This is a genomic window from Shewanella sp. SW32, assembly GCF_025653365.1.
GTDB classification, from domain to species: Bacteria; Pseudomonadota; Gammaproteobacteria; order Enterobacterales; family Shewanellaceae; genus Shewanella; species Shewanella oncorhynchi.
Map to the genome: position 1 here is coordinate 1 of NZ_JAKKSJ010000001.1, position 23,221 is coordinate 23,221.

18 protein-coding genes and 1 pseudogene are annotated in these 23,221 nt (G+C 47.6%); 7 read left to right on the top strand and 12 right to left on the bottom strand.

The window, feature by feature from the left end; all coding sequences use genetic code 11:
* From L5M28_RS00005 to L5M28_RS00030, 6 genes and pseudogenes are all read left to right on the top strand, one after another.
* Positions 1 to 235: pseudogene (locus tag L5M28_RS00005) on the top strand (IS4 family transposase); the annotation flags it as partial.
* Entirely contained in the window at positions 232 to 720 is a 489-nt protein-coding gene (locus L5M28_RS00010; protein WP_263196509.1) for a transposase, read from the top strand. The pseudogene L5M28_RS00005 and the gene L5M28_RS00010, both read left to right, overlap by 4 nt.
* Before the next feature lie 301 nt (positions 721 to 1,021).
* Positions 1,022 to 2,050 (top strand): diguanylate cyclase, encoded by a 1,029-nt coding sequence (locus tag L5M28_RS00015; RefSeq protein ID WP_263180990.1) that lies wholly within the window; start codon positions 1,022 to 1,024, stop codon positions 2,048 to 2,050.
* A 177-nt stretch (positions 2,051 to 2,227) separates the two neighbouring features.
* The gene (locus L5M28_RS00020) at positions 2,228 to 4,822 is read left to right on the top strand and encodes an FAD-binding protein (protein WP_263202040.1); all 2,595 of its coding nucleotides are present in this window, start codon (positions 2,228 to 2,230) and stop codon (positions 4,820 to 4,822) included.
* 97 nt (positions 4,823 to 4,919) lie between these two features.
* Entirely contained in the window at positions 4,920 to 5,798 is an 879-nt protein-coding gene (locus tag L5M28_RS00025; protein WP_263202042.1) for a DMT family transporter, read from the top strand.
* Positions 5,799 to 5,917: 119 nt separating this feature from the next.
* Positions 5,918 to 6,442 (top strand): lipocalin family protein, encoded by a 525-nt coding sequence (locus L5M28_RS00030; RefSeq protein WP_263202044.1) that lies wholly within the window; start codon positions 5,918 to 5,920, stop codon positions 6,440 to 6,442.
* A gap of 188 nt (positions 6,443 to 6,630) precedes the next feature.
* Here the strand turns inward: L5M28_RS00030 and L5M28_RS00035 are convergent, their stop codons facing one another.
* Together L5M28_RS00035 and L5M28_RS00040 are read right to left on the bottom strand one after the other, a co-directional pair.
* Positions 6,631 to 8,223, bottom strand: coding sequence for an ABC-F family ATPase (locus L5M28_RS00035; protein WP_081729050.1), 1,593 nt, complete (start codon positions 8,221 to 8,223; stop codon positions 6,631 to 6,633).
* Between the two features lie 382 nt (positions 8,224 to 8,605).
* Complete coding sequence (locus L5M28_RS00040; protein ID WP_263202046.1) at positions 8,606 to 10,840, bottom strand: heavy metal translocating P-type ATPase; 2,235 nt, start codon at positions 10,838 to 10,840, stop codon at positions 8,606 to 8,608.
* Between the two features lie 155 nt (positions 10,841 to 10,995).
* Between L5M28_RS00040 and L5M28_RS00045 the strand changes: the two genes are divergently transcribed.
* A complete protein-coding gene (locus L5M28_RS00045; RefSeq protein ID WP_212600051.1) occupies positions 10,996 to 11,457 on the top strand; it encodes a Cu(I)-responsive transcriptional regulator in 462 nt (153 codons plus the stop codon).
* A gap of 33 nt (positions 11,458 to 11,490) precedes the next feature.
* On the opposite strand, the gene L5M28_RS00050 is transcribed toward L5M28_RS00045, so the two are convergent.
* From L5M28_RS00050 to metA, 10 genes are all read right to left on the bottom strand, one after another.
* The gene (locus L5M28_RS00050; RefSeq protein ID WP_028760559.1) at positions 11,491 to 13,539 is read right to left on the bottom strand and encodes an alpha/beta hydrolase family protein; all 2,049 of its coding nucleotides are present in this window, start codon (positions 13,537 to 13,539) and stop codon (positions 11,491 to 11,493) included.
* Positions 13,540 to 13,617: 78 nt separating this feature from the next.
* Positions 13,618 to 13,860: a hypothetical protein gene (locus L5M28_RS00055; protein WP_263202141.1), complete on the bottom strand. Its 243-nt coding sequence runs from the start codon at positions 13,858 to 13,860 to the stop codon at positions 13,618 to 13,620.
* 215 nt (positions 13,861 to 14,075) lie between these two features.
* Positions 14,076 to 14,834, bottom strand: coding sequence for an SDR family oxidoreductase (locus L5M28_RS00060; protein WP_011846385.1), 759 nt, complete (start codon positions 14,832 to 14,834; stop codon positions 14,076 to 14,078).
* Positions 14,835 to 14,858: 24 nt separating this feature from the next.
* Positions 14,859 to 15,761: a 3-hydroxyisobutyrate dehydrogenase gene (gene mmsB / locus L5M28_RS00065; protein WP_263202048.1), complete on the bottom strand. Its 903-nt coding sequence runs from the start codon at positions 15,759 to 15,761 to the stop codon at positions 14,859 to 14,861.
* Between the two features lie 136 nt (positions 15,762 to 15,897).
* The gene (locus L5M28_RS00070; protein ID WP_028760562.1) at positions 15,898 to 17,067 is read right to left on the bottom strand and encodes an enoyl-CoA hydratase/isomerase family protein; all 1,170 of its coding nucleotides are present in this window, start codon (positions 17,065 to 17,067) and stop codon (positions 15,898 to 15,900) included.
* On the bottom strand, positions 17,067 to 17,840 hold the full coding sequence (locus L5M28_RS00075; RefSeq protein ID WP_263202050.1) for an enoyl-CoA hydratase: 774 nt from the start codon (positions 17,838 to 17,840) through the stop codon (positions 17,067 to 17,069). Before L5M28_RS00075 ends, L5M28_RS00070 begins: the two co-directional genes overlap by 1 nt.
* 59 nt (positions 17,841 to 17,899) lie before the next feature.
* Positions 17,900 to 19,057 (bottom strand): acyl-CoA dehydrogenase family protein, encoded by a 1,158-nt coding sequence (locus L5M28_RS00080; protein WP_113938930.1) that lies wholly within the window; start codon positions 19,055 to 19,057, stop codon positions 17,900 to 17,902.
* Positions 19,058 to 19,137: 80 nt separating this feature from the next.
* Positions 19,138 to 20,637, bottom strand: a complete 1,500-nt coding sequence (locus L5M28_RS00085; RefSeq protein WP_105249702.1) for a CoA-acylating methylmalonate-semialdehyde dehydrogenase — start codon at positions 20,635 to 20,637, stop codon at positions 19,138 to 19,140.
* 132 nt (positions 20,638 to 20,769) lie between these two features.
* Positions 20,770 to 21,960, bottom strand: a complete 1,191-nt coding sequence (locus tag L5M28_RS00090; RefSeq protein ID WP_198573590.1) for a thiolase family protein — start codon at positions 21,958 to 21,960, stop codon at positions 20,770 to 20,772.
* A 292-nt stretch (positions 21,961 to 22,252) separates the two neighbouring features.
* Positions 22,253 to 23,194: a homoserine O-acetyltransferase MetA gene (gene metA, locus L5M28_RS00095; protein ID WP_263202052.1), complete on the bottom strand. Its 942-nt coding sequence runs from the start codon at positions 23,192 to 23,194 to the stop codon at positions 22,253 to 22,255.
* Positions 23,195 to 23,221 lie beyond the last annotated feature (27 nt).

Consider the following 23,221-nt stretch of genomic DNA (forward strand, 5'->3'; position numbering starts at 1 on the left):
CCTGTTAAGCCCATTGGCCTGGAAGTTGTTATGGCTAAAGACGGAAAAAAGCCAACCGCCCGAACAAGTCCCCAGTGTGCATTGGGCTTATCTAAGATTAGGAAAACTCGCGGGCTGGAATGACAGCAAACGAAGCGGAATTGTGGGCTGGGAAAGGTTATGGCAAGGATGGTTTAAACTGCAAACCATCCTTGAAGGTTACCAGCTAGCCTTGTCTCTTGAGCAAAAGATGTGATCAAGAGACAGATTCGAGCAGGGATTGCAGATTCTTTGCAATCTTCTGATTTCACATCAATTCAAGAACGTCTAAATGCGCTTTCCCCTAACAGTATCACACCACTGATAGCCAAAACCCCAATAGATAACTCTCAGCCAACACCAGATAAATCCCTCGCAAAATTTGATGGTGCAACGCACCTTCATCGACAAACGGGCATCCCCTTTCATTTTGCCGATTATCTGGAACTTATCGATTGGACGGGTCGCGCGATTCGCCATGATAAAAAAGGATTTATCGATAACCAGCGACCAAAATTGCTCAATGAGTTAGGGATTGCATCAGATGCTTGGCTCAGCTCTGCTAAAGATTTTCGCCGCCAGTACAGTGGCATCAGTGGTCGTTGGGATGCGATGTGCGCTTTCAAACTTCAGCAAGGTGGTAAATGGTGTAGAGGAAAATCGAGTAGCGAAGCTCTGCATCCAAATCAACCTTTAGGGTAAACGAACCGTTCCTCACTCTTTATCTGCAGTTAAATTTCGACACTAAAATCCTTTGCGCTTGCCGCTTAATAGCCAAAAATCCACTCATGGGTACCGCTCTTTCAACTTAGCCATGCCCAAAAACCTCGCACGTTTCAGCTAAACCTGAGAATTTACCGTGAGAAGAGTAAATTTAAAACATTTAAAATCAAAAGATTACACCAGAAGGTAAGCAGAAGGTATCTTTTCTTTGCGAAGAATAAAGTCATCATCAGAAAAGCGCTTAGCGCAGATGACATTAGGTTCACGGAGAATGATAACAATGACAAGCTCACCTAAACAGACTCGCTCACAACATCCATTATCACTTGTGGGTGAAGGCAATGGCTCACAGTGCACTGCGCAGCAAGGCTTGGTCGAACCCTCGTTGCCGTTAACCTTCTTCGAACATGCCTCGATTGAAACGATTCAACAGTTTATTCAGCATCTGACAGAGCCGGTGATTATCGTCAATGCCCAAGGTTACATTTACTTTAGCAATAGCAAAGGTGCTGACTTACTGACATGCCCGCAGGCCAGTTTGAAGGGACAAGATTGGCGCAACTTTTTGACCGAACACCACCAAGCTCGCTATGACAATCTGCTGAGCAATGATATTAAATTAGGCAAAAATTGCGGTATCCCAGTGCAGCACTGCGCCGAAGAAATCACCCTCATTACCGCCTCAGGCAAAGCAAAAGATGTTGAGCTTTCCATTTCCTACATCCCCAGCCATGAACCTCTGTTTGTGATGATGATGCACGATTTAACGCAGCACAAAGCGGAAAATCAAAAGCTACGTAAATTGGCCGCCACAGATTCACTGACAGGACTGGCGAACCGCCGATATTTTGATGAAATGCTGCATCACTATTGGGAAGAATGCACAGGTAAGTTGCGCCCGATCAGCGTGGTGATTATCGATGTGGATTACTTCAAAGTGTTCAACGACCAATTCGGCCATATCCAAGGGGACGAATGTCTACGAAAGATTGCCAAAGTGATTGCTGACATAGTGCCAATAGAAATTGGCCTGGCAGCGCGTTACGGCGGTGAAGAATTCGCGCTAATACTGCCAAGCCACAATGCCAAAATGGCACTGACGATTGCCCAAAAAGTGCAGCAAGGGATTAATGACCTGCGCTTTACTGAGCAAGGCCTGCGCGACTATGTCTCTGTGAGCGCGAGCCAAGGGATTGCGAGTGAAATCAATGGCCAATTCCGTACCTCACTCGCCATGCTGTGCGCCGCCGATACCGCATTGTATCGCGCCAAAGCCGATGGCCGTGACAGGATCAATACGTCGCTTTAATACCTATTAATTGGCGACTTGTTTGCCCGCAACTGATTTACCCAAAACTGATTGACCCAAAACATAGTTACCCGCGACTTAGTTACCCGCGATGGATTAACCACGGGATGAATTACCCCAGTAGCGCTTTAGCGCACTGAGGTAAAACACGCAAAGCACACGAAAGGACGCACGAATATGAATAAGCTTGAGGCATCAAGAAATATACGGGCAGTGATTGAAAAAAGCTTACCCGTGAGCACGTCACCCCTTGCCATATTCACATACCAGTGTTGGTTGAAAACCAGCGCAGGTGGGCGTGTGTTCCATTATAAAACTGATAGGGAAGATACCTATTTTGCGGTGGATATAAATTCACTGGGGCATATTGAATGCGTGATTAATACCACCTTACTGCGGGTTGAGGCAATATCAACCTTAGGTGGACTCAACGACGGTCAGTGGCACTTATTGTCCATCTGCCATGAATACCATGAAATCAGTTGTTATGTGGATGGTGAAATTACCCATACACAACTCAATAATCTGTCACTGGTTGCCGACAATGAATTTTTAATTGAAAACGTGTCTTTACCGAATCATCGCGATACACATTTCGATGGTGAAATATTTGGCATCACCTTGCTCAATCGATTATTAACGCGAACTGAAATCGTTGACTATTACCGTAATCCAGCGCAACAAAGATCGATTAGCGAAAATAACCTTTATATTTATCAGCATCAAGATGCACATAATATTCGTGGTGAAAACTTTATCCCACTTAAAAGGCAAAAAGTGCTGCTGGTCATATTTAATGATACTGAACATCAATTCATAAAAACCACTACGGATAGCAACACCTATAATCAACAACTGCCTAAGATTATTCCGCCCCACGAACGCCGAGCCTATATTATTGAATGTAACTATAACACTTGGCCAAATTTTAGTTATTTAGTGAATTACACGGCGAGTAATCAAGCGGATATTACACTCAATATTGAAGTGTTTAAATCGCTGACAGCCTATCGCTCTAACATTAAAGTCACCGTCGCAAATGAACTCGAACGGGATTGTTTGATTATTCAATCGACCGAAGAAGAATTAAGTGCTGAAGTGCGTATTAGTGAAAACTTAGTGATCACTCAAGCCAAAAACTTTGTTAATTTCATCAATGAAGTTCGCGCACACATTCCGGCCGATAATATTATTACCGGTGGCCATTATTATAGTGAGCAGCAACTCTCGGTCAGCACAGGTAAGCAAATGATTGCCTATCAACAGGCTTGCCAACTGTTCAACCGCAGATTACAAAAAAAACCACTGGCGATCATCAAATGCACGTCAACTGAAGAAGTCAAAATCGCCTATAAAGCGGCCATCGATTATAACTTGCCAATCAGCGTACGCTCGGGTGGGAATGATCACGAAGGTGAAAGCACTGAAACGAATACCGTAGTGTTAGATCTGCTGAAGATGGATAGCCTCACTTTAGATCCCATTACAGGTATTGCGGCCATTGGCCCAGGTAATCGTTTTATCAATCTCACCACAGCCCTTGCCAAACAAGGCGTGATGCTCCCCCATAGCTCCTGTGGCAGTGTTGCCATAGCGGGATTTATTATGGGCGGCGGCTCAGGACCTTGGACCCGCAAACACGGCATGTGCTGCGAATCCCTATTACAGGCAGAAATCGTCCTCGGCGTTGGTGAAACTCAAGTCGTCTCTGTTGCCAATAAACCTGAGTTACTCTGGGCGCTCAAGGGTGGCGGTGGGTTAAGTTACGGCATAGTGACCCGCTTTTTTGTGCAAACCTTTCCACTACCACCTTGCCTTATCAAGTTTGAATTAGAATGGAATTGCTACAATAAACAAACCCATGAACTCATTGAGCACACCCCAACTAAAGACATTTTACAGCGCTGGGAAGCCATCATAAATGCCGACAGCACTGGCTGTTTGATTGGCACTAATCTCAAGATTAATGCCAAACATTTACCCGTAGAACAACACAAAACACTCGACATAGACACTGACTCAATTACGCATAACTGCTTGATGTATGGTTTTTGGGAGGGCAATTCCGCCAGCCTAAACCACTTTATCCAGAAACAATTTAATGAATTTGGCCTAATCCCCAATGATATTCGCATCGAGGGTATGGGCGGACTCACCAAAGCCTACGGTGAAAACTTAATGCCCAGTTGGGAAAGGGAATCTTTTCATCATCTGCAAGCTGACTTACAAGGCATAAACCGCTCACCGACGCCACCCGATTTGGATGAGCCCGCGCCCCATAAAGTCACCTCGCGCTTAGTGAATCAAACGGGCCTAAGGGACGGTTATAAGCCACTGCTTGAAAGCTTAACCTCTCGCTATGTGCTTGAAGGCAATCGCCAACTGGGGCTATTTACCTATGTTACCCTTGGCGCCATTGCGGGCGATTATTATCGCACTATGGGCGAAGAGCAAAAGAGCCGCAGCGCCTTCCCCTACAAGGACAGACAATACACAATTCAATATCAAACTTGGTGGAATAACGCGCTGCAAGAGAAACAACAATTGCAGGATAGCCAAGTGTTTACCCGCATCAATCGTGCACTCGATTGGATTGATGCCAGCCGAAACTATGACATCCCCAACACCTCGGGCGCTTTTATCAGTTTCAAAGATAAGGGCATCCCTACAGATGTGTACTTTGACCACAATTACGCCGCGTTAAAACGGATTAAGGCGGCCTACAGCCAAGATAGCTTTAACCATTTCCGTTCACGTAAAAGCATTATCTAAGTTAATACATCGGCATAGCCTAGGGTGAGTTTTTAAGGCAAAATCGACACCGTCCACAGACGGTGTCGCCCTTAAATTCTTCAGTTACAGGTTGTCTATGCCAAGCTCAGCTTTAGCTATCATTTTTGCCCTATTGGCGGCCATTCTTATGGGCACAATCGGTGTATTAGCGCGCTTTGCCGCCCTGCCCGCCGAGCACATTACCTTCTACCGCTTACTGCTCGGTGCCCTATTTCTATTGGCTTATATGCTGCTCACAGGTAAAGGCCATCAGATTCGCCATAGACCGAGTAAGCGTAACTTAGTTAACGGTGCTATGCTCGCGGGCTTTATGGCATTTTACATTGAAGCCATTCAGTACACCCAAATGGCCAATGTGATCATGATTATTTACTTAGCCCCTGTAGTGTCGGCTATTTTCGCCCATTATTTCTTTGCCGAAAAACTCACCCGCTTAAGCATGGCAAGCGTGGTCGTCGCGCTGGTGGGCTTTATGTTAATGATCCCAACAGGGCCGCAGCAAGCGAGCAATCACACTGAATTATTAGGTTATTTTTATGCCCTACTCGCCTTATTAACCTACTGCGGTTTTATGTTAATCAACCGAAAACCTAGCCTGAGTTCGCCCTACCAGAGCACTTTAGTGCAGCTTAGTGTCGGCGCTTTGTGCCTACTGCCCTTAGTGATAAATGCACCGCTGACGCCAAGTTTGCCGCAAATGGGTTGGTTAATTGCGATTGGATTCTTCCCCGGATTTTTAGCAATATTACTGGCGGTAAAAGCCCTGCGGCAATTGCCTGCAGTCACCTTTGGCACCCTCGCCTATGTGGAACCGGTTATCGTAGTGACGCTGGCATGGTGGATATTTGGTGAAAGCTTGAGCCCAATGCAATTAAGCGGTGTCGGCTTAATTCTTCTGGCCGGCATTAGCCAAGGCTTTATCAGTCAGCGCAACGCATTGATTACGAGCGGCTAACCAACAATACTTTGCCAAGTTGCTGAAATAATGTGAAGAAAATAGTGTAAGCTCGACAGAGGATTGATTGAACATTTAACTTAAGATGTGCGACTAAGACTTGAGATCAGGAGGTCAAATTGAGAAAGCTACTGTTAGTCATCAGTATATTTTTGCTCAGCGGTTGTTTAGGCATGCCTAAATTGGTTCAACCCGTTAATGATTTTGAGCTGAATAAATACTTAGGTAAATGGTACGAGATTGCGCGCTTAGATCATTCATTCGAAAGAGGCTTAAGCCAAGTTAGCGCAGAATACAGCCTGAAAGAGGATGGCGGTGTTAGGGTCATTAACCGTGGATTTTCAGCGGCTAAAAACGAATGGAAAGAAGCCGAAGGAAAAGCCTATTTTGTGAATGGGGACTCAGAAGGCTATTTGAAAGTCTCCTTCTTTGGGCCATTTTATGGATCGTATGTGGTCTTCGAATTAGACCATAAAAACTATCAATACGCTTTTATATCAGGACCCGACACGGATTATTTGTGGCTACTGGCTAAAACCCCGACTGTGCCACCCGAGGTACTGCAAAAGTTTGTTGAAATGTCTAAAGCCCGCGGCTTTGATACCGACAATTTGATTTATGTGCAGCAAGAGTCAGCGCCCTAACGAGTGCCGCCAATGCGCTAAAATCGAGTGCGCGAAAAGCTAATCGCTAGATAAAAGACAGCCAATGGATACAAAAACGCCGCAATGAATCGCGGCGTTTTTATTGATGCTGCATTTAGCTGCACTGTATTTAAATACATATATTTAAATGCATGTATTTACACATGCAGCTAAATGAGCGAATAACCTTAGACTTCAATGCCTTTGCTGGCAAGGAACTCATCGTAAGTGCCTCTGAAATCATTCACGCCTGAGTGAGTGACTTCAAGGATACGGTTTGCCAGCGATGATACAAATGCACGGTCATGACTCACGAAAATCAAGGTCCCTTCGTACATTTCCAGCGCGTTGTTCAATGATTCGATCGATTCCATATCCATGTGGTTGGTCGGTTCGTCGAGCACTAAAATGTTGGCTTTTTGCATGATGAGCTTGCCGAATAACATACGACCTTTCTCACCACCAGACAGCACTTTGACTGACTTTTTAATGTCGTCAGAGCCAAATAACATACGGCCTAAGATGCCACGTACCGATTGGTCGTCATCTTCTGGCTTGCGCCATTGGCTCATCCACTCGAACAGCGTCATTTCGTTAGCGAAATCAGACTCATGGTCCTGCGCATAGTAACCAATATTAGCGTTTTCAGACCATTGGATAGTACCTGCATCCTGTGGAATATCGTGGATAAGGGTACGTAACAGGGTTGTTTTACCGACGCCGTTTTCACCCAATACCGCAATGCGCTCGCCCACTTCAACAATTAAGTTTAAGTCTTTGAATAACGGAGTGTCGTAGCCTTTAGTTAGGTTTTCAATCACTAAGGCATTACGGAACAATTTCTTCTCTTGCTCGAAACGAATGAAGGGGTTCACACGGCTAGAGGCTTTTACTTCATCTAACTTAATCTTGTCGATTTGACGGGCACGTGATGTGGCTTGTTTCGCTTTAGAAGCGTTAGCCGAGAAGCGTGCGACGAAGGTTTGCAGTTCAGAGATCTGGGCTTTTTTCTTCGCATTATCAGACAATAAACGCTCGCGAGCTTGAGTCGCTGCTTGCATGTATTCGTCGTAGTTACCTGGGTAAACGCGCAGTTCGCCGTAGTCTAAGTCAGCCATGTGCGTACAGACTGAGTTTAAGAAATATCTATCATGCGAAATGATAACCATAGTACTACTACGTTGGTTCAACATGTCTTGTAACCAACGGATTGTGTCGATGTCCAAGTTGTTGGTAGGTTCGTCAAGCAGCAGCACGTCTGGATCAGAGAACAGGGCTTGTGCTAACAATACACGCAGTTTTAAACCCGGGGCGATTTCAGACATCAAACCAAAATGGCTTTCAATACCGATACCTACACCTAACAGCAATTCACCGGCACGAGATTCGGCGGTATAACCGTCCATCTCAGCAAAATCCATCTCTAGGTTGGCGACGGTAATGCCATCTTCTTCACTCATTTCGGGTAAAGAATAAATACGGTCACGTTCTTGCTTTACCTTCCACAGTTCGCGGTGGCCCATGATCACGGTATCGATCAGGTTGAATTCCTCATAACCGAACTGGTTCTGGCTTAATTTACCCAGACGCTCATTCACATCTAACGAGACGTTACCGCTGCTAGGGTCTAGATCACCACACAGGATCTTCATGAAGGTCGATTTACCACAGCCATTCGCGCCGATAAGACCGTAACGGTTACCACCGCCAAATTTAACTGAGATGTTTTCAAACAGTGGCTTAGCGCCGAACTGCATGGTGATATTTGCTGTTGTGATCAAAATGAACTTCCAAATCGAGTAATGTTGGCCGAGCCCGCTGGCGCCGCTTTAAATAAGCATAAACCAAATAACGCTATGCCGAAGGGGTAAAAATAAACGTGGCACTATAGCAGTTTGGGCTAAATTATCAACTACCAAGGCGGATCAAAAGCCAGAGGGAATGCCGAAATCGCCGCACTATGCCTGCGTGAGAAGCGTAATTAATTTTACCCAATTGGCTTAGCTTTCAATGTATTCGAGCAGAATGACAATCTGATGACCCTTAGCGTCGTAAAGCTTGCCGACGCTAAGGGCTTATGTGGTAAGTGCTAATGTGGGCATAGCCCTAAGCTAACTCAAGATACCCGTTTCAACATTTTGAGTTAGCTTAGGTATCGACAGCTTATAACTTCTGCCGTCTTAAGCGGTTGGCGTTCGTGACGACAGTCAGTGAAGACAAAGCCATGGCTGCACCCGCGATCACAGGGCTTAATAACATGCCCGTAAGTGGATAAAGCACGCCCGCCGCAACCGGAATACCCAAACTGTTATACACAAAGGCGCCGAACAGATTCTGCTTAATATTAGTAATCGTCGCCCGCGACAATGCCAATAAGTTAGCAATCACTATCAATTGCTGCGACAACAAGGTGATATCCGCACTTTCAATTGCCACCTCAGTGCCCGATCCCATCGCGATCCCCACATCGGCGCTCATCAGGGCGGGGGCATCATTAATGCCATCCCCAACCATAGCCACCACATGCCCTTGCTTTTGCAAATCCAGCACATGCTGTTGTTTTTGCTCGGGCAGTACGCCGGCAATCACTTCGGTGATACCCACTTGGTCGGCCACCGCCTGCGCCGTTTGTGGGTTATCCCCCGTTAACAGCACCACACGAATGCCCCGTTGCTGCATGGCCGCGATGGCTTCTTTGGCATCAGGTTTAATCGGATCAGCCAGCGCGATAGTGGCCACTAACTTGCCCGCTTTGGCGACATAAATTGGGGTTTTACCTTGGTTCGCAAAACTGAATGTCGCGTTAGGATCTAAGGCACTGCCATCGGAATTGACAATCTCCAATGCCGTCATCAAGGCGAGATTACCAATCGCCAGCGATACGCCATCGACCTTGCCCTCAATCCCCTTACCTTGATGGTTCGTAAATGCCTGTGTATCGGGCAATTGCGTCAGTGATTCCTTGGCATAACTGACAATCGCCCCCGCTAACGGATGCTCAGAGTGCTGCTCAAGGCTTGCAATTTCGCCCAGCAAGGTTTCTTTATCGGCATCACTCAATGTTTGTACTAATACAAAGTCAGTGACTTGTGGCTTACCTAAGGTGACAGTGCCGGTTTTATCCAGCACCACACAATCAACTTTACTGGCGATTTGCAGTGCCTCGCCATTTTTGACTAACACGCCCATTTGGGCTGCGCGGCCAACGGCCACCATGATAGACATAGGCGTAGCCAGTCCCAGCGCACAGGGACAAGCTATGATAAGCACACTCGTCAGCACCACTAACGCATGGCTTAAGGCGGGCGTTGGACCTGCAAAATACCAAATAGCCGCCGCCAGTAGCGCTATCGCCACCACAGTAGGGACAAATACCGCTGAGATCTTATCGGCCAATCGACCTATGGGTAATTTTGACGTTTGTGCCTGTTGCACCAGTGCAATGATTTTGGCGAGCTTAGTATCTTGTTGCCCAGCCGTCACTCGGTAAACTAGGCTGCCATTGCCGTTGACTGTGCCCGCGCTCAGACTGTCTCCCCGATATTTAAGGACAGGAATAGGCTCACCTGTGAGCATGGCTTCATCGAGTAGGGATTGCCCCGTTTCGACCTCACCATCGAGGGCAACTCGGTCACCGGGGCGCAAACGCAGCTTATCGCCCAGTTTCAACTGACTTATCTCAACCTTTTCATCACCCTTATCCGTAATACGAATCGCAGTAGTGGATTGCAACCCGAGCAGTCGCTGCACCGCTTCGCTGGTTTTGCCCCGCGCTTTGAGTTCGAGTCCATGACCTAAGTTAATCAAACCTAAGATCATCACACTCGCCTCAAAGTACACATGGCGGGTATCCATAGGGAATGCGCTCGGCATAATGACCACCAACATGGAATAGGCCCATGCGGTACTGGTGCCCAGCACAATCAACGTATCCATGTTGGTGGTTTTGGCTTTGAGCGCCCGCCACATGCCTTGATAAAAATGGCCGCCTGTGGTGATGAGTAAAGCTAAAGTGACCAGTCCCATGATGCCCCAACCTAGCTGCAGATTTGGGCTGTTGATCATCATTTCACCGCCCAGTAATCCCCACAGCATCATGGGCACACCCACAACGAGCGCGGCTATAGCTTGGCGCATCCGCAGTCGATACTCGGCGGCATCTTCAAGGCGTTTTTCTTCGGCGGCGACTTTAGCATCAATAACGACCTGCGCCGGATAACCCGCATTTGCCATCACAGCCAAGGCGGTATCAGCGCTCATCTTGCCTTCTACCGTCACTTGCTTATCGGCGAGATTCACACGCGCTTCGACGCCATCTTGGGCGGCAAACGCCTTTTCAATTTTTGCGACGCAGCCAGCGCAATTCATATTGGCGACATAGAGTCTGGTCATAGACATGGGAGATCCCTCACTTGATGTTTCACACTATAGGTCTAAGATAAAGTCTCCCATCACTGGAGAGTCAAGGATGAATTTGCTCAATGTGATCACATCGACAATTAATTGTTGGGCGAAGTGGGTGATACCATTCAGTTGGAAAAATAGAGGTCAAAATGAAGATAGGTGAAGTGGCGAAACAAACGGGCTTAAGTGTTAAGAGTATCCGTTATTACCATGATATTGGTTTAGTGTGCGGCGAGCGCAATGAGGCGGGTTATCGAGTTTATCGCCATCAAGATATTGAAGCACTTAAGTTTGTGCATCAATGTCGCGACTTAGGTTTTAGCCTAGAGGATTGCAAATCCTTGCTTGGTCTTAAGGGCAATGAAAGCCGTAATGCCGAGGACGTTAAGCAGCTTACCCAAACGCACCTTGCCTATGTCGAGCAACAAATCAATAAGTTACAGCAGCTTAGGTCGCAATTGCAGCACATGGTGACCCAATGCCAAGGCGGCGATCAGCCCCACTGTGCCATTATCGACAGCCTAAGTCACGAGACTCATGGCAGCCATGAAAATCACAAGAGCCAGCAAAATGCTGGCTCTGAGTGTTGCAGTAAAAGCCAATCGCAATAATGATGGCCAAGTTCAATAACGGTAAATACTGCGTTATTGGCTTCTCACTATGGTTGGCTTTAGCGCCGCGGCGTTATCCAGTACCAGTGTTGCAAGCTTACCCGCAGGGGTAAAGTTAAACACTTGCCCATAAAATGCCAGCTCAGTTTCTAATCCTGCGGCCTTGTGCTCAGGTTTCCAACCGCCGTGGGGTTCATCCTGATAGGCGATATAAGCCGTGGGTACGCCTCTCACTTTTAACGCCTCATAAATCTGCCGCGACTGCTGTGGTGGCACGATTTGGTCACGTAATCCTTGAAAAATTAATAAAGGCTCATTCAATCCTTCAAGGTGATGCAGGGGCGACAGTTCCCTATAGCGGGCTTGATTTTCACCATAGGGGCCGATAAGCAGATCTAAGTAGCCAGTCTCGAATTTATGGGTACTCTTGGCGAGCTGTTCAAAGTCACTGATCCCCGCATAGCTCACCCCCGCTTGAAATACATCATAAAATGCCAAGGACGACATCACAGTTAACCCACCAGCGCTAACACCTCGAATGGCCAGCTTTTGTCCATCAACCCAACCTTTATCAACTAAATACCGGGCCGCATTGACCGCATCTTCCACATCAACTTGGCCCCATTTTCCGTAGATACTTTGACGGTAAGCACGGCCAAAACCACTGCTGCCACGGAAATTAACATCGAGAACCGCAAAACCTCGGCTGGTCCAAAATTGAATATCACTGCGATAAGCCAGACTCGCCCGCGCCGTAGGACCGCCGTGTAACATTACAATCAAGGGCGGACGGGTATCATTAGGCGCAGTATAGTTGGGGTTAACCGGACCATAAAAATAACCGTAAGCTTGCTGGTTAGCACCTGTTTTAAAAGTAATATTTTTAGCACGGGAGATATAATTGGGATTAAGTTTTGGTAAGTTAGGGGTATACACCAACTCAGTACCACGACCGATCACTTTATAAATGCCCTTCTCTGGCGTCGCCTTAGCGCCGACAAAATAAACAGCATCTTCCCCTCGGATCACTTGGGTGATTTCACCAAAGTCGACGGCCAAAGATTCGGTCAGGCCTGAATCTAGATGCAATCGAATTAAAACGGCCTGACTACCAAGCATATAACTGGCAATAATCGTTTTTTCGGATTCAAAGGCATAGTTATGATTGCCTAAATACCAATCAGCCACCGCAAACTCGGCCTTTTTCTTTAGCACTGGGTCTAAGGTATTTTGTGCCGTGACTCTATAGATATTCCACCAATTACTGATATCCGATACGACATACAATTGTCCATCAGGACTAAATAATGGCTGCGACACCGAAGAGTCTGCGGGCGTGTTTACCTTACGAATATTGTGTAATTGCCCTTTACGGTCTAGATCCCCAAGCCAGAGCACGCTATTATCCCATGGCATATAGGGATGTTCCCACGTGATCCACGCCAGTTGGCTGTTATCGGGCGAGATGGCTGGCGAAGAAATAAAGTCATGGCCCGAAACAAAGGTATCGCCTTCACCGGCAAAATTAAGATTAATGGTAACAAGACTCGCCTTAGGCTCACCCGCTTGGCGATGATCTTCGCGCACACAGATAATCCTCGACCCTTTGGGGTAAGCAATACAATCTGCATGACGAGTACCATTTGGCGTTAAAGGCAAAGGGGGTTGATTAGGGGCAAAACGATAAAACAGTTGGTCCTGTGCCTTAGTGGCAAACAGACTCTGACCAATCCCCAAAAAGGCGGCACCACCGTATTCATGAACGGCGGATTTAACATTAAACGCAGGCGGCACTATGTCGGTAATTTTTCCCCGTTGATCGAGGCGTTTAATGCCGACTTGGCCTTGTTTTTCACCATCAGATTCAGAGAAATAAATAGCACCATCAACGCTTTGCAACTCAGCCACATTATCGGCCTGCTCAAAAACTTCAGTCGCCGATAGCGGAGACTGCCAACTACCATAGGGCGCAACTATGCGCGCGCCATTATCACTAAGATGCGGCGTCTCTTTGTTCGAGCGCTCGCAAGCACCTAAACAAAATAAGCCCCCCAGCATCCATAAATATCCATGTAGCTTCATTGTTTCTCCCCAATGTTTGCCAACTGCACAAACCGAAACAAAATATGAACTTGCAGAAATGAGTTATGTGTAAATTAGTTATTTTTTAAATTTTTTTAAGAACCAATTTACCACTTGCACTTGTTGTACTTGCGTTAAACCAAAATAAATACACACCCAAGGTGAGATAAGAAAAAACCATGGGATCACGGCCACAGAGCGGCCACTAAAGAGCAGAAAAAAGAAACCGCAATAAATCACAACCACCCCTAAGATACCCACGATCAACATCATGCGCTTAGTGATTTTCTCAAGCCAGTGGGCTTTTTCCTGCCAAGACATCCGGATTTCAAGCTCCATTACATGTGATCAACATGTTTGTAAAGTTATGTAAAAAAACGGGAGAGCGATTGTTGAAGGTTAACAACTAAATGTCAACTCCAACAGTGAAATCTAAATAAATCCGAAAGCTAGGGCATAAGAACCATTATCTTTATTTACCCTATAAAAAAACCGAGCCTAAGCTCGGTTTTTATGCAAATCAATAAGATATCGCTCTAAAGACGGATACCACCATCGATTTCAAACACACGACCGTTAACATAATCGTTTTCAATAATAAAACGTACGGTAGAAGCTATCTCGTCGGCATGACCTAAGCGGCCAACAGGCACGAGTTTCTCTAAACGCTCCAACGCTTCTGGCTTCATTGCTGCCGTCATCTCGGTCGCGATCACGCCTGGTGCTACGGCTGCACTACGGATATTGTAGCGCGCTAACTCCTTCGCCCAACCGACAGACATAGCCGCAACACCCGCTTTTGAGGCCGCGTAATTTGATTGGCCCATATTACCCGCCTTAGCAAGGCTAGAGATGTTAACAATCACCCCCGCTTGACCCGATTCAATCATGGCCGCTGCGGCCTCACGGCCACAGAGGAAACTGCCGGTCAGGTTCACATTGATCACCGATTGGAATTGCTCGTAAGACATACGATCAGTGACCTTGCCGTCTTTGGCTTTGACTAACATGCCATCACGCAAAATACCGGCGTTGTTCACTAACACGTTCACTTGACCAAAATCTTCGAGAATATAGGCAAAACCCGCGACGACGTCTTCTTCGTCGGTAATGTCTAAGGCATAACCTTGAACTTCAGTGTCCGATCCAAGCTCAGCGCAGGCTCGCTCGAGTTTTTCTTGGTCCACATCGATAAGCGCTATCTTAGCACCCGCCTGCGCAAAATTTTGCGCCATTGCTAAGCCTAAGCCACCCGCGCCGCCAGTAATGACGACAACCTTATCTTTTAAATCCATCTGGTGATCCCTTGTTATCTGTGTCTATTTTTTAAGTGGTGCAAATTGTTCAAATATACTGGAAAAATCTCGGCGACCATTGCCTTGTCTTGCATGATTAACATACAAGCTGCGGGCTAAAGCGCCCATTGGCGTGCTAGAGTTGCTCAATAATGCAGCTTCTTGTGACAGACCGAGATCTTTGACCATCAAATCTACCATAAAGCCACCTTGATAGCCCTTAGAAGAAGGCACTGTTTCCATCACGCCTGGGCAGGGATTGTACTTCTCTAGCGTCCAGTTTCCGCCACTGCTGACTTTCATAATGTCGGATAACACTTTGGGATCGAGACCATGATCGACGCCCATTTGCAGCGCTTCGGAAGTACCGACCATCAACACAGATAACAGCATGTTATTGCAGATTTTCGCGACTTGCCCCGCACCTGGACCGCCAGCGTGGAAGATATTCACACCCATAGCCTTAAGTACAGGCTGCGCACGTTCAAAAGCGTTATCCGAGCCACCACAAATAAAAGTTAAGGTGCCCGCTGCCGCGCCTGCCGTGCCGCCAGAAACTGGTGCATCCATAAATTCGATGCCGCTTTTAGCCGCTTCGGCCGCCACTAATTGTGCGCTTTGTGCATCGATGGTCGAGCAATCGATCAGTAAAGTATCACCCGCAACCACTTCAAACAGGCCTTTGTCTGTTCCATTGCCTAAATATAAGTTTTTTACATGCTTGCCCGCAGGCAGCATAGTAATCACCACAGTTGCGCCCGCTGCAGCGCCGCAGGCTGTACTTGATACTAAGGCGCCTTTTTCGGCCAATTGCTGCATAGCTTCTGGGACTAAATCAAAGACGCGAACCGTCATGCCTGCTTTTAATAAATTGGCCGCCATTGGGCCGCCCATATTACCTAAACCGATAAAGGCTACTGTACTCATGCCATCACTCCTGTATATTGTTCTTTTTAGTGTTGCGATAATGCTAGCCCATTGATTATGCTGTCATTATCACAGAGTAAAGCGAGCTTAGCTAAGCCGATAAATACAGCGCTTAGCCAACTCGGCCCTTAAACGCTTAACTCAGTTGGTTAAAGGGATGCGCCTCGCCCCATGGGGAAGCCAATATTTGCTCAAGTACCGCTGTGGGTACTGAGTTAACATCCTTAAAACGCCATTGAGGTTTCTTGTCTTTATCAATCAAGAGTGCACGAACGCCTTCGCAGAAATCACCGTGGGCACACACGTTAACACTCGCAGTTAATTCCCATTTGAAACATTGAGCTAAGCTAAGCTTAGTCCCTAACTGCCCTTGGATATAGACCAAGTGCCAGCTGATAGGGCTGCCCGCAAGGAAGGTGTCCCGCGCTTTCATTAACCACTTTTCTTCCGATACCAGAGTTGACATGCGTGCTGCAATATCCTGCAGACTGCCCGCCATAAGCCTGTCGATTATGTCTTGGCTTTCGGCTAATACACTGTCGCCCTTAGGAATATCCACTTGATTAGACAGCTCGTTGATCATGCTATCTAAACGTTGATGATTAAGTGCTGGCGTATCGCTCCAATCTAAGGTTGCCATGGCATCAAACATCAGCTCTTTGTCGTCGCGGTTCAGGTAATGATCCGCAAGGCCCACATAACAGGCATCGGCGGCATTGAGTTGATAGGCGGTCAATCCCAAAAACAATCCCATCTTGCCCTGCATACGATTAAGGAAATAACTGCCGCCCACATCGGGATACAGGCCGATAGTCACCTCAGGCATAGCGATACGCGAGGTTTCGGTAACGACTCTGTGGCTCGCGCCCGCCATCAAACCGAGGCCGCCGCCCATGACTATGCCATCGCCCCACACCAACACAGGTTTGCCAAAGGTATGCAGTAGATAATCGAGGCGATATTCCTCTTCGAAGAAAACCTTTGCTTCCTCAGTCACTTGCCCATTAGCGGCAATGGAAGCATGGTATAAAGCGCGCACATCCCCCCCGGCACAAAATGCCTTCTCACCGCTGCCATCTAATACGATGCAAGCGATAAGGGGATCTTTCTTCCACAGATTAAGCTGCGCCGTCATAGCGCGCACCATGCCTAAATCTAAGGCATTGAGGGCTTTTTCCACATTGAGTGTGACCACCCCAACCAATTTGCCAGAAGCAGTGGCTAAGGTTTGAAAAACCACATTTTGTGTGGTCGTGACCTGATTTGCGACATGCTCGACCACGTCATTATCTACTACATTCGTCATTAGCGGTTTCTCCACTCAGCTTTACGTTTCCCTAAAAACGCATTCACGCCTTCGGCCTGATCTTCAGTATCAAATAATCCGACAAATAACTCACGCTCAATCGGTAGCGCTTGGCTACGCGCCATAGTGCGCCCCGCTTGAATAAGTGTCTTGCACGCTGTGACGCTGCTTGGGCTTTGGTTAGCGACTTTAACGGCCAACGCGATTGCCGCATTAAGCGCTTCGCCAGTATCAACCACTTCTTCCACTAAACGTAGATTCAATGCTTGAGTCGCATCGATACGCTCGCCGCATAAAATCATCCGTTTAGCCCAACCTTCACCGACGAGTGCGGTCAGATTTTGAGTGCCACCCGCGCAGGGTAATAAACCGACCGTCGCTTCGGGCAATGCCATCACAGCTTGAATTTCGGCGATACGAATATCGCAGGCCAACGCGACTTCTAAGCCGCCGCCCATGGCATAGCCATTAATCGCGGCAATCGACACACCACGGAATTGGCTTAAGGTTTCAAAGGCTTCACAAAAATGCTTTGCCATCGTTGCCGCATTACCTTTGTCACCATCACTAAACAGTTTTAAATCGGCGCCAGCGGAGAAGAACTTTTGCCCTTGGCCCGTTAACACTAAGGCATAAATATCTTTATTGGCATTCAGCTCAAGCACTTTGGCTTTAAGCGCCTGCAAACTCTCGGCGGTCCAAGTGTTGGCTGGCGGATTGTTCATGGTCAGAATCGCCGTGTGGCCTTCGATACGTTCAACTAAATATTCCATCTTTATAGACTCCTTTTCAGTTATCGCCGACCTGTAAGTCACGCATATTGCGAGTTGAATTACAGGATTTGTCCTGCATTTTCATCGAGTAAACGACGGGCGATAATTAAGCGCATAATTTCGTTAGTGCCTTCTAAAATCTGGTGTACACGCACATCACGGAAATGACGTTCCAGCGGGTACTCCCTTATATAACCATATCCACCATGAATTTGCAGCGCCGCATCGCAGACTTGAAAACCCACATCGGTGGCAAAGCGTTTCGCCATAGCGCAATAAGCCGTGGCCTCAGGATCGCCACTATCGAGTTTAAATGCCGCAAGACGCACCATTTGGCGGGCTGCGACTAATTCTGTCGCCATATCGGCAAGCTTAAATTGCAGCGCTTGGAAAGCCGCTAACGGTTTACCAAATTGCTGACGCTCATTCATATACTGAGTTGCGCGCTCTAAAGCCGACTGCGCCGTCCCCACAGAACAGGTAGCGATATTGATGCGACCGCCATCTAACCCTTTCATCGCGAAAGCAAAACCTTGGCCTTCTTCACCGAGCAAGTTCGCTACTGGCACGCGCACGTTTTCAAAGGTGATTTGACGGGTCGGCTGGGCATTCCAGCCCATTTTATCTTCAGCTTTACCATAAATAACGCCAGCGGCATCCGCCGGAATGGCAATGGCCGAAATTCCCTTAGGCCCAGCTTGACCTGTACGGCACATCACGACTAAAAGCTCAGTGGCGCCCGCACCCGAGATAAACATTTTCGAGCCTGAAATCACATATTCATCACCGTCACGCACCGCTTTAGTTTGCAAAGATGCAGCGTCCGAACCCGCGCCCGGCTCAGTCAAACAGTATGACGCTAACATCTGCCCAGTGGTTAACGGCTCAGACCAAGTCTGACGCAGGGTTTCTGTGCCCCAAGTCGTCACCATCCAAGTCGCCATATTGTGAATGGTCAGCATGGCCGTGGTCGCGGTGCAGCCCTTGGCGAGTTCTTCAAAAATAATCGAGGCATCGAGGCGCGATAAGCCCATGCCACCTTCGGATTCTGGCGAATACAGAGAGCAAAAACCTAGCTCACCGGCTTTTTGGATCACGTCTTTTGGGAAATGATGTTCTTCATCCCACTTGGCGGCGAACGGGGTTAATTCTTCCGCGGCAAACTGGCGCGCAAGATCGGCAAACTGGCGTTGGTCATCGTTGAAATTAAAATCCATTGGGCTCTCCTATGACTCTATGGTCACTTTTTTATTGAATAAATTGGGCGCCATAAAGACGCCGTGGTTTATAACCGAGCTTAGCGTAAGTTAATGCTCATATTTGGCGTTGAAGCTACGGCGATATCGGACTCAAACCAGCGGGAAGTGATGGTCTTGGTCTCGGTATAGAAACGCACCGCTTGCTTGCCATAAGCATGTTGATCGCCGTAGAAACTGCCCTTCCAACCCGTAAATGAGAAGAAAGGTAATGGCACAGGAATAGGCACGTTAATCCCCACTTGGCCGACTTCGATTTCATGTTGATATTTACGGGCAGCTGCACCGCTAGCGGTAAAGATAGAAGTGCCGTTGCCATAAGGGCTGGCGTTAACTAATTCGATGGCGGCTTCTAAGGAGTCTGATTCCATACAACACAGTACCGGGCCAAAGATTTCTTCCTTGTAAATGCTCATCTCAGTGGTGACTTTATCGAACATGGTTGGGCCAATCCAATTACCGGATTCATAACCTTCCACGGTAAAATCGCTGCCATCGAGTAAACACTCGGCGCCTTCGGCTTTACCTTGAGCGATAAGTTTAAGCACCCGCGCCTTAGCGGCTGGGCTGATAACCGGGCCATAACCCGCTTCTTTATCGTCCCATAAACCTGGGCGAACTTTGGCTAAGGCTTCTTTTAATTCTGGGATCCACTCTTTAGCGGCACCAACAAACACGGCAACCGAAATCGCCATACAACGCTGACCCGCCGCGCCCACAGAAGCGCCAACTAAGTTGTTGATCACTTGCTGTTTGTTTGCATCTGGCATGATAACGCAGTGGTTTTTCGCGCCCGCAAAGGCTTGCACGCGTTTTAAGTTATCGGTACCCGTTTTATAAATATATTGACCCACAGCCACAGAACCGACAAAGGAAATGGCTTTAATCGCAGGGTCTGCCAGCAGGATATCTACGGCTGTTTTATCACCATGCACTAATTGCAATACGCCTTTAGGTGCGCCCGCCTCAACAAACAGCTCAACTAGGCGCTGCGGCGTCATAGGGTCTTGTTCAGAAGGCTTTAAAATGAAAGTGTTACCGCAGGCAATCGACAATGGGAACATCCATAACGGGATCATCGCAGGGAAGTTAAATGGCGTAATACCGGCACACACACCGAGCGGTTGAGTGTAGCTGTAAGTATCAATTGAACGCGCGACGTTCTCGACGGTTTCGCCCATCAATAATGACGCCACGTTACAAGCATGTTCAGCAACTTCGATACCACGCCATACATCGCCCTTGGCATCTTCAAAGGTTTTACCGGTTTCCTTTGCAAGAATGGTCGCCAGTTCGTCGTGATGTTCTTTTAGCAGATGTTGATAACGCAACATGACGCGCGCGCGTTCAGACACTGGCACTTCTTTCCAGGTTTTAAAGGCCGCTTTGGCGCTAGCAATCGCAGCGTGAACTTCTTCGCTAGTGGCAGCATTAATCACAGCAATCGGCGAGTTATTCGCGGGATTGGTGACAATAATCTGTGATGTGCCCGTACCTTGGATAAACTCGCCGTCAATGTAATGTTTTACTTGTGTGGTCATGTTGCAATCCTTTCCTTGTAGAGTGATGGGCTGGCGGTGCGATATTATGATTATCCTCAAGGGAAGTGATTGCCCTTGCCAGCCCCGTCTTGTTGATTTAACTAAAACCTGATTTGACAAAAACCTTTGCGATTAGACCTCAATCGCCATCGCTGTTGCTTCACCACCGCCGATACACAGCGAGGCAACACCGCGTTTAAGGCCGCGGGCTTTTAATGCATGGATTAAGGTCACCAGCAAACGAGAACCCGAGCAACCAATAGGATGACCTAAAGCGCAGGCGCCGCCATTGACGTTAACTTTAGCCACATCTAAACCGAGCTCAGACACGGCAAGCATAGTCACCATGGCGAAGGCTTCGTTGATTTCAAATAAATCGACGTCATCCGTTGACCAACCCACATTAGCCAGCAATTTCGCCATAGCGCCAACCGGTGCAGTGGTAAAGAGTGAAGGCTCTTGGGCGTGGGTCGTGTGGCCTTTAATGGTGGCTAATACCGTTAAGCCTAAACGCTCAGCTTCGCCGCGAGAGGTCAGCATCAATGCCGCTGCGCCATCGGAAATAGAGCTAGAGTTCGCCGCTGTGATAGTGCCATCTTTGGTAAAAGCTGGGCGCAGCGTAGGAATTTTTTCAGGGCGGGCATTACCGGGTTGCTCGTCGGTATCGATAGTCACATCACCACGACGATCGCTGACAGTAACTGGCGTAATTTCAGCTTTAAAGGCACCCGAGTTAATCGCGGCATTGGCTTTTTCGAGCGAACTTAGCGCAAAGGCGTCCATCTGCTCGCGGGTGATCCCAAATTCATCGGCGGTTTTCTGGGCAAATGTTCCCATGGCGCCGCCAGTATAAGCATCCTCAAGACCATCTAAAAACATGTGATCTAACACTTTGCCGTGGCCCATACGCATGCCGCTTCGGGCTTTATCTAATAGATACGGCGCTTGGCTCATGCTTTCCATACCGCCAGCGATCACCACTTTTGCACTGCCCGCTTTAATCAAATCGTGGGCTAACATTACCGTCTTCATGCCTGAGCCACAGACTTTGTTCACTGTGGTCGCACCAACGGATAAGGGTAATCCCGCACCCAAAGTGGCCTGACGCGCAGGCGCTTGACCTAAACCAGCGGGTAATACGCAGCCCATCAAGACTTCATCGACATGCTCACCCGCTAATTGAGTCTCCGCCAACAAGCCCTTAATGGCTGTCGCGGCTAAAGTCGGTGATGCAACAGATGACAAACTGCCTTGAAAACCACCCATAGGGGTGCGTTTAGCGGCAACAATAACAATATCTTGATTTAACGGTTCAGTACTCATGCAGGCTCCAACCCAAATTGACCACAAGGCCTAGTGCTAGCCTTGGGACGTTTAATAAAATCGACAATAAAACCACTCTGACGTTTACGCGAACGTAAAGCAAGTATTCCTTGGTCTAATGTGTCGATTTTATCGGGTAAAAATTGTCAGTAAGGATTTACAGCGAGGCAGGGATTAAGCACAGTCAAGCGTGGACAACAGCATCTAAGGGAGAGATAAATTAAGGGGTTTTTGGGTATCAGCTTAGGTCACATCCATGTGACCACATCACCATAAAAGGCTAAACAAAACCTTAGCGCGATTCCCACGGTGTCATCGCCGTCATATCACTTAAGTCATAAGGCGTTAACTGGTAAACGTAATAATTGAGCCAATTACTGACCAACAAACTACCGTGGCTGTGCCAGCGGGCAATGGCTTCGGCTTCTGGATTATTATTTCGATAATAGTTTTGTGGCACATTTGGCGTTAAGCCTTGGGCGAAATCCCTATGGTATTCATCGTTTAAGGTCGATTTTTGATATTCAGGGTGCCCCATTACAAACAAGTTACGGTTATTGCGACTTAATACTAAATAGGCCCCGGCCTCATCGGACTGCGCTAACACTTGCAACTGCGGGTGTTGTCTAATTTCTTCCACATCCATCTCGGCAAAACGCGAATGGGGTGCAAAGAACTCATCATCAAAACCACGTAACAGTGGGAAATGCTGACAAGTGCGCCTATGTACAAATACGCCAGAACGCTTCTGTTGCAATATTTTTCGATTTAAACCATAGAGATGATACAAGCCCGCATGAGCTGCCCAGCATAAAAACAACACTGAGGTGACATGCTCTTGGGACCAGTCGATGATTTCACGGATATGATCCCAATAAACCACATCTTCGAAATCGATTTGCCCAAGCGGCGCGCCTGTGATGATAAGACCGTCGTAATTTTTATGGCGCACGGCTTCAAAGTCACGGTAAAAAGTATTCATGTGGTCGATGGAAGTATGCTTGGACTCTTTGTCGTGAATGCGCAGTAAATCCACATCGACTTGTAAAGGCGTGTTGCCCAGTAAGCGCAGTAACTGGGTTTCTGTCTCGATTTTGTTCGGCATCAAGTTCAAAATCAGCACCTTCATCGGCCTGATATCTTGATTCGCCGCCCGCGTCTCGGACATAACGAAAATATTTTCTGACTCTAACACCCCTGCTGCGGGCAGATGATCTGGAATTCTAACCGGCATACCGCGCCTCTTCTGTTCGTAAATACT

What these genes read in the sequence shown, in the direction of transcription:
- L5M28_RS00015 (WP_263180990.1), top strand. Translation starts at nt 1,022, where the DNA reads ATGACAAGCTCACCTAAACAGACTCGCTCACAACATCCATTATCACTT.
- L5M28_RS00020 (WP_263202040.1), top strand. Translation starts at nt 2,228, where the DNA reads ATGAATAAGCTTGAGGCATCAAGAAATATACGGGCAGTGATTGAAAAA.
- L5M28_RS00025 (WP_263202042.1), top strand. Translation starts at nt 4,920, where the DNA reads ATGCCAAGCTCAGCTTTAGCTATCATTTTTGCCCTATTGGCGGCCATT.
- L5M28_RS00040 (WP_263202046.1), bottom strand. Translation starts at nt 10,840, where the DNA reads ATGTCTATGACCAGACTCTATGTCGCCAATATGAATTGCGCTGGCTGC.
- L5M28_RS00045 (WP_212600051.1), top strand. Translation starts at nt 10,996, where the DNA reads ATGAAGATAGGTGAAGTGGCGAAACAAACGGGCTTAAGTGTTAAGAGT.
- L5M28_RS00050 (WP_028760559.1), bottom strand. Translation starts at nt 13,539, where the DNA reads ATGAAGCTACATGGATATTTATGGATGCTGGGGGGCTTATTTTGTTTA.
- L5M28_RS00055 (WP_263202141.1), bottom strand. Translation starts at nt 13,860, where the DNA reads ATGTCTTGGCAGGAAAAAGCCCACTGGCTTGAGAAAATCACTAAGCGC.
- L5M28_RS00060 (WP_011846385.1), bottom strand. Translation starts at nt 14,834, where the DNA reads ATGGATTTAAAAGATAAGGTTGTCGTCATTACTGGCGGCGCGGGTGGC.
- mmsB (WP_263202048.1), bottom strand. Translation starts at nt 15,761, where the DNA reads ATGAGTACAGTAGCCTTTATCGGTTTAGGTAATATGGGCGGCCCAATG.
- L5M28_RS00070 (WP_028760562.1), bottom strand. Translation starts at nt 17,067, where the DNA reads ATGACGAATGTAGTAGATAATGACGTGGTCGAGCATGTCGCAAATCAG.
- L5M28_RS00075 (WP_263202050.1), bottom strand. Translation starts at nt 17,840, where the DNA reads ATGGAATATTTAGTTGAACGTATCGAAGGCCACACGGCGATTCTGACC.
- L5M28_RS00080 (WP_113938930.1), bottom strand. Translation starts at nt 19,057, where the DNA reads ATGGATTTTAATTTCAACGATGACCAACGCCAGTTTGCCGATCTTGCG.
- L5M28_RS00085 (WP_105249702.1), bottom strand. Translation starts at nt 20,637, where the DNA reads ATGACCACACAAGTAAAACATTACATTGACGGCGAGTTTATCCAAGGT.
- L5M28_RS00090 (WP_198573590.1), bottom strand. Translation starts at nt 21,960, where the DNA reads ATGAGTACTGAACCGTTAAATCAAGATATTGTTATTGTTGCCGCTAAA.
- metA (WP_263202052.1), bottom strand. Translation starts at nt 23,194, where the DNA reads ATGCCGGTTAGAATTCCAGATCATCTGCCCGCAGCAGGGGTGTTAGAG.